The sequence below is a fragment of the Pedobacter petrophilus genome, assembly GCF_009674725.1.
GTDB lineage: Bacteria > Bacteroidota > Bacteroidia > Sphingobacteriales > Sphingobacteriaceae > Pedobacter > Pedobacter petrophilus.
The window spans coordinates 58446-71968 of sequence record NZ_WKKH01000017.1; the positions used below are offsets into that span (position 1 = coordinate 58446).

The following is a 13523-nucleotide window of genomic DNA, read 5'->3' on the forward strand; positions in this document are numbered from 1 at the left end:
AGCTAAATGTCAGACGACAAACCAATCATTTTAATTAAAGCTATTAAGGAACTTAATATAGGCATGGGTACGGCCGTTGAGTTTTTAAACAAAAAGGGATTCTCTGCCGAGAAGAGCCCTATGTTTAAACTTACGGGAGACATGTATAGTGCCTTATTGAAAGAGTATCAGGGAGATAAGATCGTAAGAGAAGAAGCCAAGCAAATAGTGATTGGTAAAATACGTCGTGACGAGCCTGAGACTGAAAAGCCAGTAGAAGCGCCGAAGAAAAATACCGATTTTGAGAAAAATGAAGAGGTTCTGATTAAGAATACTCAAACATCAACTCCTCCGGTAGAAAAACCTAAGGCTGTAGAGACCCCTAAGGTAGAAACTCCGGCACCAACTCCTGCGGCAGCAGCGCCAGTTGCAGCAACAAAGGCAGAAGATAAAGCGGAAGAAGGCGGATTGCCAGGTGTGAAAATTGTAGGAAAGATTGATTTAAATGATCTTAATGCTAAAACGCGTCCTGCTAAGAAAGAAGAAGCTCCTGCTGCTCCCGTATCTCCACCTGCTCCGGCAGCAAAAGCACCAGAACCGACGAAACCTGTAGAGCAACCAAAAGTGGAACAAAAACCAGTTGAGGTTAAGAAAGAGGAAACCCCAGCGGCTCCGGCACCTGCGCCTGCGCCAGTTGCAAAAGCACCAGAGCCAGTAAAACCTGTAGAACAACCAAAAGCTGAAGAAAAACCAGCGGAGGTGAAACCAGCAGAAGTAAAACCGGCAACTAACGAGCCTGAAGTAATTAAAGCCCGTACAGTTAAATTAACTGGTCCGAATATTATTGGTAAAATTGTTTTACCAACTACACCGGATAGAAGAAACGGTCCTGTGGCATCATCCAGCGATAGTGAAGCCGCAAAACGTAAACGTAAACGTAAAAAAACTCCCGGAGCGCCGGGACAACCAGGTCAGCACGGTGGTGGTGGTCAAGGTCAGCAAGGACAAAATCCTGCAGGTCAGGCTCAGCCAGGTGCGTCAGGTACACCTCGTACACCTTATCAGGGTAACAGGCCGGGTGGTGGTACGCCATACCAGGGTAACAGGCCTGCCGGCCAAGGTGGTACACCATATCAGGGAAATAGAAATAACAACAACAGACCAGGTTTTCAAAATAGAAATGCTACACCAAGCGGACCTAAAGAAGAGCCTACTGAAAAAGAAATTCAAGATCAGATCAAAGCAACACTTGCTCGTTTAAGTGGGGCTGGTAAGTCTGGTAAATTTGCTCAACGTGCCAAATTGCGTCGTCAGAAACGTGATGATGTAGCATATAATGCAGAAGAAGCAGCAAACGAACTAGAATCGCAATCGAGAATATTAAAGGTAACAGAATTTGTTACCGCTAATGAATTAGCAAGCATGATGGATGTACAGGTAACCAAAATTATTGGTACATGTATGAGTCTGGGTATGTTTGTTTCCATTAATCAGCGTTTAGATGCTGAAACCTTAACTATTGTTGCTGATGAGTTTGGATACGAAATTCAATTCGTTAAACCAGATGAAGATGAGGAAAATGTAATTGAGGAAGAAGATGCAGCAGAAGATTTGATCGAAAGAGCCCCTGTCGTTACGATTATGGGTCACGTAGATCACGGTAAAACTTCATTGCTGGATTATATCCGTAAAGCGAATGTAGTTGCTGGTGAGGCAGGTGGTATTACACAGCACATTGGTGCTTACATGGTAACTACGCCAACAGGAAAAAAAGTAACATTCTTAGATACACCTGGTCACGAAGCCTTTACCGCAATGCGTGCCCGTGGTGCTAAAGTTGCCGATATTGCAATTATTGTGGTAGCAGCAGATGATGCGGTGATGCCTCAAACAAAAGAAGCAATTAATCACGCACAGGCAGCAGGCGTTCCATTGGTATTTGCTTTTACGAAAGTAGATAAACCAGGTGCCAATGCAGATAAAGTACGTGAGCAGTTATCAGTAATGAATATTTTGGTTGAAGATTGGGGTGGTAAATATCAATCACAGGAGATCTCCAGCAAAAGTGGCTTAAACGTAGATTTGCTTTTAGATAAAGTATTGTTGGAAGCGGAGTTGTTAGAACTTAAAGCCAATCCAAATAAGAGAGCAACAGGTTCAGTAATTGAATCTGCATTAGATAAAGGTCGTGGTATTGTAACTACGGTATTGGTTCAGGCCGGTACGTTGAGAGTTGGAGATCCAATCTTGGCAGGTAGTTTTAGCGGACGTGTTAAAGCGTTAACCAATGAACGTGGTGCTAAAGTAGAATCAGCAGGTCCTTCACAACCAGTACAGGTTTTAGGTATGCAGGGTGCTCCTACAGCAGGTGACCGTTTTAATGCGCTTGAAAGCGAAACTGAAGCACGTGATATTGCCAACAAACGTATGCAATTACAGCGTGAACAAGGTTTACGTACGCAGAAACACATTACCCTTGATGAGATTGGTCGTCGTTTGGCAATCGGTAACTTCAAAGAACTTAATATCATTGTTAAAGGTGATGTGGATGGTTCAATTGAGGCATTGGCCGATTCATTATTGAAACTATCGACTGAGCAAATCCAAATCAACGTCATTAGTAAAGGTGTTGGTCAGATTTCAGAGTCTGATGTATTGCTGGCCTCTGCTTCAGATGCAATTATCATTGGTTTCCAGGTTCGTCCATCGACAGGTGCACGTAAATTGGCAGAGCAAGAGCAAATCGATATCCGTTTATATTCTATCATCTACGATGCGATCAACGAGATCAAATCTGCAATGGAAGGTATGTTGGATCCGGAATTTGAGGAGAAAATTGTGGCTAACGTGGAGATTCGTGAGACTTTCAAAATTACTAAAGTGGGTACCATTGCAGGTTGTATGGTATTAGATGGTAAGATTACCCGTAAAAGCCAGATCCGTATCGTTAGAGATGGTGTTGTAGTTTATACAGGTGAACTGGCATCGTTAAAACGCTTCAAAGATGACGTTAAAGAGGTTGTAAAAGGTTATGAATGTGGTCTTAATATCCAGAACTTTAATAACATCGAAGTGGGCGATATCGTAGAAGCTTACGAACAAGTAGAAGTAGCAAGAAAATTGTAATATTAGCTATTAAATAAAATACTAAGGGCATCAATAATATTGATGCCCTTTTTGTGGTATTGAAATTATTTGATTTCTATTAAATTTTGAATGTAGAATGATTTCGTGAATAGGAACTTCATATAACTCGGCAATTTTCTTTAACTGCGATAAGGCAAAATCAACCTCATTATTCTCCCATCTGCGGTAAGCTACTCTGCTTATTCCTATTATATTGGCAACGTATTGTTGCGTATACTGGCGCTCATCCCGATAGAATACAATTTTAAATAGCAGTCAGAAGTTTTCTGGCTGTTATTTCTTTCTAAGTTCAAGTCTAAAGTATTTGTGTTAATTCGATCATGATTTAAATCACAGACATAATAAATTACAATTTAAATTATAGTCTAAATCATTGCCCAACAATCCATTTTATCCTATCTATTTTATTAATTAGGTAAACTAAAATATAGCTAACAACATAGGTAAATAAAAATCTTCCATATTGGATTACAACAAGATCGAATGAAGATTTTCCTTCAGGAGTAATATGTAATGGCTTAAAAATCAAAGGTAATATTTGTACAATAATTATATAATGGACTAAATGTATGCCATAAGTTGAGCTTCTGGGATTTAGATTTTTTATCCATTTAATATTGCCAATTTTATATAAAAGTAGAAATGCTGCAAGAGAGTAAATGATATTTGTAAACCTTAAAGTATTGTAAGGATCAGTTTTTAATCTTGAATAATCCATAATAAACAGACTTTCTAAACATGAAAAACCAAATGTTATTGCGGTAAGAAAAACTAAAAGCCAAACATTTGATTTTTTTATGAAAGAATTAAAGGCTTGAAAATATTTGTTCATAATTACACCCAACCACAAATAAACTACAAAACCTAAAATGGCTGTTGTGTGTCTGCTTGGAATCCATTCGAAGTAAATATTAATCGAATAAAAGATAGAGCAAAAACCTAACAATATCCCAAGCCAATATTGATAAAGATATTTTCTGAAAATCAGAAGAATAGAAATGCTTCCCAGAAAATTAAGGATAAACCAAAAGCTTGTATCTGCTATAATGTATTGTATCCGTCCCCAGAAAAATTCGAATGGTTTCTCAAAAGCAGGTGCATCGCCTCCTTTGAAATAAATTACAGTGATATCAGCATATATTAAAATAAGAAATATGATAATCCAAAATAGCCACGGTTTAAATGTTCCATCAAATCTTCTTTTAAGGTAATTTAACGACGTCGTTGTATGAATCTTATCACCAATCAAAAAACCCGCAAGTATATAAAAGGTAATTGTTCCAAACTTGAATAACTCCATGGTAATAGTCTGTATAAGTTGTTCCCCTCTTGTTTGAAAATAAATGGAGGGTGGCCACATATAACTGTGTTCTATCACAATTGTAATGATTGCGATAAACCTCAGTGAATCAATAAAATCGTAATTAGCTTTTTCCTTTTGTATTGTTGATTGCATTTCTTTAATCTTCTGTGTAATTAACTCTTGAAGGCGCTGTTTAAAATTATAAATTCTTTTTTTAAAGACTCTTTTCTCAGAAACATTAATAATGTTAGCTCTTTGTAAGGATGATGAACTAAACTTCATCATTGTGATCTTATTTAATTGATTTTGCCGAATATAATTTCCGCGCCAAATTGAGTCTACTTAAATAAGATTTCTTCTCTAGGTTGAAAAGTTTTATATGATAATTAACTAAAAATTTTATAAATGGCAAGCCCTTAATTCCTTTTCTATAGTCTGACAGAACTTTATAAATAAACCGGATTTCTTTAACATTCTTTAAATGAATAAACTTTGATAAATATTCTATCCACTCGAGGTTGTAGTTGGAATAAATATCTCTGGATTGTTCATTTTTACTGCGTTTAAATAATATATCAGTTACGTTATTATTGTGTTGTCTGTACTTTACCAGAGTTTCTGGTATATATGTTATAGAACTAACGCTGGCTGCAACGAATGCAAGCCACCAATCATGAAAAAATCTTTTATCAAAAGGCATTGCATAAGCAATTATATCTTTTCTAAACATGCTGGCATGTCCAGGGATACAATTATTTACTAAAAAATATAGATTAGAATCACCTTTATATATTTTAGACATATCAGAAAGTTTTAAATCGTTTATTTGTTCCCCTCGTTCATCTATGATCAAGGAATCATGAAATATTAGACCATGATTACCAATATGTTTCAATAATATCTCAATTTTATTCAGAATCCAAATATCATCCTGATCACTAATTGCAATGTATTCACCGTTACAATAGCTAATAGCTTTTTCGAAATTTTTAATAAAGCCAAGGTTTTGCTGGTTTTGCTCTAACCTAACATTCTTAATGTCTTTAGTGAGCATCCGTAATAATTCAAATGTACTATCAGTAGAGCAATCATCAATAATAATGATTTCAACATTATTATATGTTTGGTTGATAATACTTTCTATTTGTTGATTTAGATATTGTTCTCCATTGTATGTGCAAAGGGCAATGGAGACAAGTGGGTTATGTAGTGGCATACTCTTCATGTCATTTTGCTTTAATGCCTTAATTGAGTAAAAAAATTAGTAAATCTCTCATTGATGAGATTAAATCTACTAGCTCTGGCAAGCATATTCTATCCACAAACATACGGCTTTTATGATTATTGCCTAACTTAAAAATAAATTGTTAACGAATGTGAAACGACAGCTAGCGTTAAATTTGATATGAATAATTTTAAAAAGGATAATGGTCGAAATAGATAATGTGAATTTATAATGCTGTATTGGTTCGCAAAATAGTTAATTGAAAAAAAGTTCTGTGCTATTTTTCCTAATTGAGGGTAGTCGTAAAAATGAATTTATAGATTCAGTAAAAACCAACAATTGCCTCTATTCGAGGAACTTTTACAAAGGATAAATTGAAATTAAATCCATTGTCATACCGATTTAATTTTTAAAAATTAAACTTTAGCTTTAAAAAACCTACTTTTTAAATTTTTAAAAAAGGATTTTTTTTGTGTATTATTTTTGCTTGTATAATAATTTGGTTTATTAATATAAAGCTCGTATTCATTTTGTTTTAAGGTAATATAATATTTTTCTAATATTTGTTTTAAATCAGGACGCATTTTAGCAGTAAATAAAGCCCAGGTAGAGATTTCTGATGGATTATTGTAATTCCAACCACTATAATGGAAAAAACAAAGTGGAGTAGTTTCGTTCACGAAAAATTGCCCATCTATATTAGAAATTTTTCGCTCATGTAGGTTCCAATAAGCTACATTTATTCCGGTGTTATTTTCTATAAATACATTTTTAAAATATAGGGGAACAAGATTTAACCATAATTGTTCGCCATAGAATCCCCTTTTAAAATCGTATATACACTCTTTAACAGAACGTTCTCTTAACCAAGTAATGTATTGATCAGTTTCTGATGATTTTTTTAGCTTAAAAAAGCCGCCATTATACAATCCTGCATTTAATATTTCTAGTTCCTGGCGTTTCATATTAACATCTGGTGGATGTGTAAAATGAGGGGTGATTACAATTTCACCGCCATTAATTGTGCTAGATGGTAGCTTTCCAAAAAAGTAAGTATCAGAATCACAGAAAATAACCTGATCGATGTGTTTTTGGTTCAAAAAATGCTTTGCAAAAAGTACTTTAGAACAATTTGCCAACTGCATGGGATTGTAGTTTTGAGTAATAAAATCAAACTCTTCAACACCCAGTTCGTGAAGTTGAAGGATTGGATATTTTTTCATAAGATTATTCACATCAATTTCCTCACTGCTCAGGTAATCTGCAAGACATATGCAAAACTCAAATTCTGGATGATATGATTTAGCTGAATCTAATAAGGATACTGCAAATGGCAAATAATTAGAAGTAACTACTGTAAAAAATAAGGTCATTTTAAAAATAGTTTATCAAGATTTTTATAGCAATATTCTTTTTCGTAATTAGTGCTAAAGGTATCTACTGCTTCTCTGCTTTGTTTCTCGTAGGCTAACTTATCAGTTAATAATATGATGATATTATTTTTAAATCCTTCAGGACTATCACTAACCAAACAACCATTATTGGTCTTATTAATCAACCCATCAATCCCTCTGGTATTGCAAACTACAGGTAGGCCATAAGAGAGCGCTTCTACCACTTTTATCTTAGTTCCGGTACCTGTTAACATAGGGCATAGTGCTACTTTAGCATTTTGGTAATAGATTGATAAATCTTCTGCAAAAATTACAGAAACAATATTAGATGCCTTTATAGAAAGATGCTCGTTTATCTGTCCGATAATGCAAATTTGTATATTAGTTGGTAACAATGGGTATACCTCTTTAAAAAACCAATTGGCAGACTTTTGATTATGTACATTATCACTTGCTACATAGATCAAATCAAACGACTTTTCTTTGATAGGATGAAGTTTTTCTGGTTTATCCATCATCATTGGAGCTAACGCAACTCTGTTTTTACAGAATTGACCAAAGATATACTGTTCTTCCACAGATATAGTTAAAGCAATATCAAATAAAGAGATTCTCCTGATTTCTTCTTTAAAAGACTGACCAATATTATTTTTCTTTTGATGCTGAGCTGTTATAAAGTCGTGTGTATCAATTATTTTTATTAATTTTTTTGTAAAATGATTGTTTTCTACCAGTGTAGCCCAACTGGCATAGTTAATATAAATGTAATCGTAATTGTTTTTATTTAAAATTTTTTTGAAAGCCCTCTTAAATCTTATGGTTACCAATTCTGGGAATTGAAGTGGAAAAAACCATGCCTTATTTTGATAGAAAAAATTTGGCAGCTTATAAAAAAGAAGATAATATAATATATTTTTTTTGGAAGGTTTTTTTTTAATTACATAAGTATTATTGGCCAGGCCGGCTTGCTCAAATGCTTTAATGTCTGCCTCATTCCAGCGTCCAGTAAAATACTCACTTACAAAATCAATTTCAAAATCTCTTGATTTAAAGTAACTTAACATACTTAAAGCCCTGGTTCTATTCCCTGCATTTTTTTTTAGCGGATTATCAGGCATAAAAAACAGTATTTTCTTCATCTAAAATATTTAGTCGTTAAAGGCCTGCATGTCAATTAAACGCCTATATAATCCATTTTTAGTCATCAACTCATTATGGCTTCCACTTTCTATCACTTCACCTTTGTCAATTACAACGATTTTATCGGCATGTTGTATCGTACTTAAGCGGTGCGCAATAACGATTGAGGTGCGGTTTTTCATTAAATTATTTAAAGCATCCTGCACTAATTTTTCAGACTCTGTATCTAATGCTGAGGTAGCTTCATCTAAAAGCATGATTGGCGGGTTGGCTAAAACTGCTCTGGCAATACAAACCCGTTGCTTTTGCCCACCTGATAATTTATTGCCTCTATCGCCAACATTAGTTTGATAACCGTTCTCTGTGTTCAAAATAAAATCGTGTGCATTGGCAATTTTCGCTGCTGCAATAACTTCCTCCTCGGTGGCATCTGGTTTAGCAAAGGCAATATTATTAAAAATACTGTCGTTAAACAGAAACGATTCCTGGTTAACTGTTCCCATTTGTGCCCTGATACTTTCTACAGTAAGGTCTCTATAATCGTGACCATCAATTTTGATCGTTCCTGATTTTGGATCATGAAAACGAGGGATTAGGTCCATTAATGTGCTTTTTCCGCCTCCAGAGGGGCCTACAAGAGCCAGAGTTTGTCCTTTTTCTATATTGATATTAATGTTATTTAATACCTGCTTATCGCCATAAAAGAATGAAACATTTTCAAAAGTTAGTACATTACTGAAATCAGCCAATACTTCTGCGTTATTTTTATTTACTAGAGCTGGTTTGGTGTCAATAAGGTCTAAAACGCGTTCACCGGCTGCAATACCTGAGTGTATTCCACTAAATGAATCTGTTAATGCTTTTGCAGGGCGCATAACCTGAGAAAAAATAGCGATATAGGCAATAAAGTCTGAGGCAGAGAGCGCGTTGCTCTCCTTATTTATAATAAGAGATCCTCCATACCAAACAATTGCTGCCACCATTAATACGCCTAAAAATTCTGATACAGGAGAGCCTAATTGCTGTCGTCTAACCATTTTACGGTTTAAATTGGAATAATATATGTTTTCGTTGTCGAACTTATCCTTTATCCGTTCTGTTGAATTGAAAGCTTTTATGATTTTAACCCCACTAAGCGCTTCGTCTAAAAAACCAATCATTTTGGCAAAAGACTCGTGAGCTTCTTTAGCTTGTTGTTTTAACCTTTTAACTATTTTACTAATGATAAAAGCTGATACTGGAATTACTAATAGTGAAAAGAAAGTCAGTTTCGCTGAAATATTAAATAGCAGAAAAACATAAACAATTAAGGTTACCGGCTCTTTAAAAACAACCTGTAAAGTATTAGTAACGGTGAATTGTACCACTTGAACATCAGAAGCCACCTTGGAAATGATATCGCCCTTGCGTTCATTATTAAAAAAACCAACGTGCATATTCATCACATTGTTGAATACAGTTTTACGGAGATTTAATAGCGTATGTACCCTTAAATCTTCCATGTAACGCTGAGAGAAGTATTTAAAAAGATTTGATAATAGAACTGAAATTACAATTACGATACATACATAGCCTAATGTTTTTGATTCACCATTAAGTGAGATTGATTCATTCACAAAATTTCTAAATTTACCAAGGATGTCAAACGATGAAATAGCCTTGTCTGTTAATGTTTCTGTTTTTGGTGCATTTTTGTCACTCAATAGCGTTTCAAACAAAGGAGAAAGCAATGCAAGATTTAATGTACCGAAAAGAATAGATAATAAGGTTGCAATAACATAAGGGATTGCAAACTTTTCTATGGGCTTGGCAAATGATAATAAACGAAAATAAGTTTTCATTATGTATTGTATAATATAACGGAACTAAGGGAAGTACCTAGCCGTAAAAAAAATATAATAAGATTCAGGCAAATGTACGGTTTTTCATATAGATCAATAAGATGATAGAAATCTTAGATAATTAAAATTACAATTCTTAGTTTTAGAATGGCGGTATATGCCGTTTACGAGTGATTTATACAATAATTGAGCACTAGGATTTAACTGCAACAATTGAAAGGTTTCTGATATGAAAAATTATTTATGAAGTATTTCTTGATATAGATCTAAATACTGGTTTGCTGTTATTTTCCAAGAAAATTTTTCAGCCTGGACAATCGCCTCTTTATTTCGATCATTTTGAGTAAAATCAATCAGCCCTTTTTTAAATACATCCTGCATGTGTTCAGGCTCAAAACTGTCAAAGTAATAAGCAACATCACCACCTACTTCGGGGAGTGAAGTGAATTTTGATAAGAATACTGGTTTGCCAAAATGCATGGCTTCAATTACAGGAAGACCAAAACCTTCAGCTATTGAAGGAAATAAGAAAGCGCTACAGTTTTTATAATACCATGCCTTATCTTCATCACTGATCTGTCCTATAATGTGTACCCTGTTTTGACAATTGTATTTTTTTGCCTCTTCTAAAATACGCTCTTTATGTGGTGTTTCTCTTCCGGCAATTACCAGTTCAAAATCATTATCCTTTAATAAAGCTGGCAATAAATGAAATCCTTTTTGAACTGATAGCAAGCCAATAGTGAATAAAAACTTCTTTCCTGGTTTAAAAGCAGGCTGATGATTTTCATCAGAAATCAATTTATCGGCGCCATTGTAAATTACACTGATTTTGTTTGAGGCTTCAGGGAAATAATGTTTAACGTCGTTGGCTACAAACTCAGAAATACAAACTATATTATCGCACTGCGAAATGAGTTTGCCTAGTTTTTTCAAATAAACTTTAATTCTATGCGGTCTGCTGAATTTTAAATGCACCTTATTCATATCATGAATAGTCATGATTTTCTTGGCATTAACCCTGTTTGGCCTCAATCTGCAAGTTTGATCAGAAAGATGTACTACATCGAAATCATTCTTTTGCCTAAAAAATAATCTGTCAAGTTTGGTTAGGTAAATAATATCAACTAGCCCATTAAATAAATATTGCGTTTTTTTAAATAGATAATATTTAAGCGTAAATTTTCCATGATTTTCTTGAATCAGTGCGTCTCCAAGCCCCTTTCCAAAAGAAAAGTAGCCACAATTGGCGTCTTTCATTGAATCAAAAGTTACTAAAACTGAAGGTTTTGACATTCTAATAGTTTACTTGATGAGCCTATATAAAGGTAACACTTTTTAAAAATGACTAATATTGATCTTTTATAACTTACTTCACAATTTTGTAGTTTCGGTATTCAAACAAACGCAATCCGGTTAAATCTTCAATTTTTTGCAGCAACTTTCTTCTGAAATTCATTTTAGGGGTTTCCCTGGTTAAATCTTTTTCAAATTTCCAGTTTGCAGCGGCAATTCTTTCTTTCATCACTTTCGGATGTGTGCCTTTAAAATGCACTAATCGATCTGCATTATGCATATCAAACGTTTCCTGAACAGGAAAATTTTCCTCAATCCATTCTTCGGTTTGATAAAATTGATTAAAATTACGAACCTTTCCCTGTAAACCCTTGGGCGGTTTCACCCAACCGTAGTGATAAATATAAGCATCAATTAATTTAACTTTAAGCTTTCTGTTGTCAATTCTAAAGCCTTGCGCATCACGATAAGAATGAATGCCGGGCAAATTTTTTAAGATTCTAACTTCTCTACGGTACCAACGGCGTGACTCTGCGAGGTAATCATACGACGCGTAAAAGTGTTTATATTTTAATAGTAACGCTTCAATGTTGTCGTTTTTGAGTTCAGCTTCCATTTCATTTTTAATCAAGGGAAGATAATCTTCATGAATCGCCTCATCACCCTGAATGTAAATCATCCAGTCGGTATCCTTTGAAATGGCTGCAATTGCTTTATTGGTTTCGTCTGCAAAAACCCGCCCGCCTTCGCGAATGGATTCATCCCAAATGGTATCAATAATTCGTATTTTTTTAGGATCAATGCTTTTTACCAATTCAGCGGTTTCATCGGTAGAATTTCCGAGCGCCACTACAAACTCATTGCATAAAGGAAGAACAGATCGTATCGCCTCTTTTGCAGGATAGTCGTTTACAATTACATTTCTTAAAAAGGTAAACCCCGTAACTTTCATCTGTTTAAATGTGTTTTTAGCGGTAATGAAGCTATCATGATTTGTTGATAAGTTCCCTGCGGGTTTTGGTAAATCATGATGGTTTCATTCAGTCTTTATTATTGCGCTTTGTGGCTTATAATTTTGTTAATTTGTACAAAGATAGTTTTATTGATGAATACCCCTCTATCCATTTTAAGCGAAGTTAAACAAGGTAATTACAAGGTTCTGGCCAGAACGCTAACCCTTGTGGAGAACGATATATCGCCTGCAGACTCCATTCTGAAGAATCTGGATAGTCGCTCTGGTACGCCTGTGATTGGTATTACTGGTCCGCCGGGAGCCGGGAAAAGTACTTTAGTAAGTGCGATTACTAATTTTTTTACACAACAGAATAAAAGAATCGCCATTTTAGCAATCGACCCAACTTCGCCATTTAACTTTGGCGCTTTGCTGGGTGATAGAATAAGGATGGCCAGTCAGTTTAACCATCCGAATGTTTTTATCCGCTCTTTGGCAACCCGGGGCGCTCTGGGCGGTATTTCTGCTAAAACGATAGAAATGGTTGATGTATTAAAGGCATCAAATTTTGATCTGATATTCATAGAAACCGTTGGAGTAGGGCAGTCGGAAGTAGAGATAGCCGGACTCGCGGATAAAACCATTGTAGTTCTGGTGCCTGAATCTGGAGATGAAGTGCAAAATATTAAGTCTGGACTAATGGAAATTGCGGATTGCTTTGTGGTGAATAAGGCAGATCGTGATGGAGCAGATACTTTTGCAAATAATTTAAAGAAAATTGTACACCAAGGAGTGAAATCAATTCCGATTTTAAAAACCGTTGCGGATAAAGATCTTGGAGTAGAAGCACTATGTGATTGGATTGTAAAGCCGATTGTAAACACCAATCAACGGAAAGAATTTCTTTTTGCAGAAAAGGCCTGGAAGATTATTCAAAATCATAAAATGCAGGCAGTTGATAAACCTAAACTTAGGGCTGGTATAAAGGAAGCCTTGCTTCAAGAAGACTTTAATATCTATCGCTTTGCAGAAGCATTTGCCGCTACTTGTATGATTAATGCGAAGCACTGATTGTTTTTATTTGCTATAGTGGGGAAGTAAGTTGATGATTTTAGCATAAAAAACGATGCAAAACCGTGGTTCTGATTGAGGTTAATGATTAGATTTCTAGGGAATTCGAACATTTTATTTTTTATTTTAAGTTAAAATATAGCTTAACAGCCAGTAAGACAGTGCATTTAGCTAT

Annotated in this window: 10 protein-coding genes; 2 read left to right on the forward strand and 8 right to left on the reverse strand. The window is 34.9% G+C overall.

The features are described from left to right. Positions 1-6: 6 nt before the first annotated feature. Positions 7-3105, forward strand: a complete 3099-nt coding sequence (infB, locus tag GJU39_RS12455; RefSeq protein WP_154281127.1) for a translation initiation factor IF-2 — start codon at positions 7-9, stop codon at positions 3103-3105. A gap of 30 nt (positions 3106-3135) precedes the next feature. On the opposite strand, the gene GJU39_RS24285 is transcribed toward infB, so the two are convergent. From GJU39_RS24285 to GJU39_RS12495, 8 genes are all read right to left on the reverse strand, one after another. Continuing rightward, positions 3136-3381, reverse strand: a complete 246-nt coding sequence (locus GJU39_RS24285) for a helix-turn-helix transcriptional regulator (RefSeq protein WP_154281169.1) — start codon at positions 3379-3381, stop codon at positions 3136-3138. Positions 3382-3496: 115 nt separating this feature from the next. Beyond that, on the reverse strand, positions 3497-4714 hold the full coding sequence (locus tag GJU39_RS12465; RefSeq protein WP_154281128.1) for an acyltransferase family protein: 1218 nt from the start codon (positions 4712-4714) through the stop codon (positions 3497-3499). 7 nt (positions 4715-4721) lie between these two features. Next, positions 4722-5654, reverse strand: a complete 933-nt coding sequence (locus GJU39_RS12470) for a glycosyltransferase family 2 protein (protein WP_154281129.1) — start codon at positions 5652-5654, stop codon at positions 4722-4724. A gap of 416 nt (positions 5655-6070) precedes the next feature. Beyond that, positions 6071-7027, reverse strand: a complete 957-nt coding sequence (locus tag GJU39_RS12475) for a glycosyltransferase family protein (RefSeq protein ID WP_154281130.1) — start codon at positions 7025-7027, stop codon at positions 6071-6073. Then, positions 7024-8187: a glycosyltransferase gene (locus GJU39_RS12480; protein ID WP_154281131.1), complete on the reverse strand. Its 1164-nt coding sequence runs from the start codon at positions 8185-8187 to the stop codon at positions 7024-7026. Before GJU39_RS12480 ends, GJU39_RS12475 begins: the two co-directional genes overlap by 4 nt. Positions 8188-8196: 9 nt before the next feature. Further along, positions 8197-10029, reverse strand: coding sequence for an ABC transporter ATP-binding protein (locus GJU39_RS12485; protein ID WP_154281132.1), 1833 nt, complete (start codon positions 10027-10029; stop codon positions 8197-8199). Positions 10030-10266: 237 nt separating this feature from the next. Beyond that, entirely contained in the window at positions 10267-11325 is a 1059-nt protein-coding gene (locus tag GJU39_RS12490; RefSeq protein ID WP_154281133.1) for a glycosyltransferase family 4 protein, read from the reverse strand. A 73-nt stretch (positions 11326-11398) separates the two neighbouring features. Further along, positions 11399-12277, reverse strand: a complete 879-nt coding sequence (locus GJU39_RS12495; protein ID WP_154281134.1) for a glycosyltransferase family protein — start codon at positions 12275-12277, stop codon at positions 11399-11401. A 153-nt stretch (positions 12278-12430) separates the two neighbouring features. Here GJU39_RS12495 and meaB point away from each other — a divergent pair, with 153 nt between their 5' ends. After that, on the forward strand, positions 12431-13348 hold the full coding sequence (gene meaB, locus GJU39_RS12500; protein WP_154281135.1) for a methylmalonyl Co-A mutase-associated GTPase MeaB: 918 nt from the start codon (positions 12431-12433) through the stop codon (positions 13346-13348). Positions 13349-13523 lie beyond the last annotated feature (175 nt).

Bases quoted from the DNA above. Each gene is read 5' to 3' on its own strand.
- infB (WP_154281127.1), top strand. From the start codon at position 7: ATGTCAGACGACAAACCAATCATTTTAATTAAAGCTATTAAGGAACTT.
- GJU39_RS12465 (WP_154281128.1), bottom strand. From the start codon at position 4,714: ATGATGAAGTTTAGTTCATCATCCTTACAAAGAGCTAACATTATTAAT.
- GJU39_RS12470 (WP_154281129.1), bottom strand. From the start codon at position 5,654: ATGAAGAGTATGCCACTACATAACCCACTTGTCTCCATTGCCCTTTGC.
- GJU39_RS12475 (WP_154281130.1), bottom strand. From the start codon at position 7,027: ATGACCTTATTTTTTACAGTAGTTACTTCTAATTATTTGCCATTTGCA.
- GJU39_RS12480 (WP_154281131.1), bottom strand. From the start codon at position 8,187: ATGAAGAAAATACTGTTTTTTATGCCTGATAATCCGCTAAAAAAAAAT.
- GJU39_RS12485 (WP_154281132.1), bottom strand. From the start codon at position 10,029: ATGAAAACTTATTTTCGTTTATTATCATTTGCCAAGCCCATAGAAAAG.
- GJU39_RS12490 (WP_154281133.1), bottom strand. From the start codon at position 11,325: ATGTCAAAACCTTCAGTTTTAGTAACTTTTGATTCAATGAAAGACGCC.
- GJU39_RS12495 (WP_154281134.1), bottom strand. From the start codon at position 12,277: ATGAAAGTTACGGGGTTTACCTTTTTAAGAAATGTAATTGTAAACGAC.
- meaB (WP_154281135.1), top strand. From the start codon at position 12,431: ATGAATACCCCTCTATCCATTTTAAGCGAAGTTAAACAAGGTAATTAC.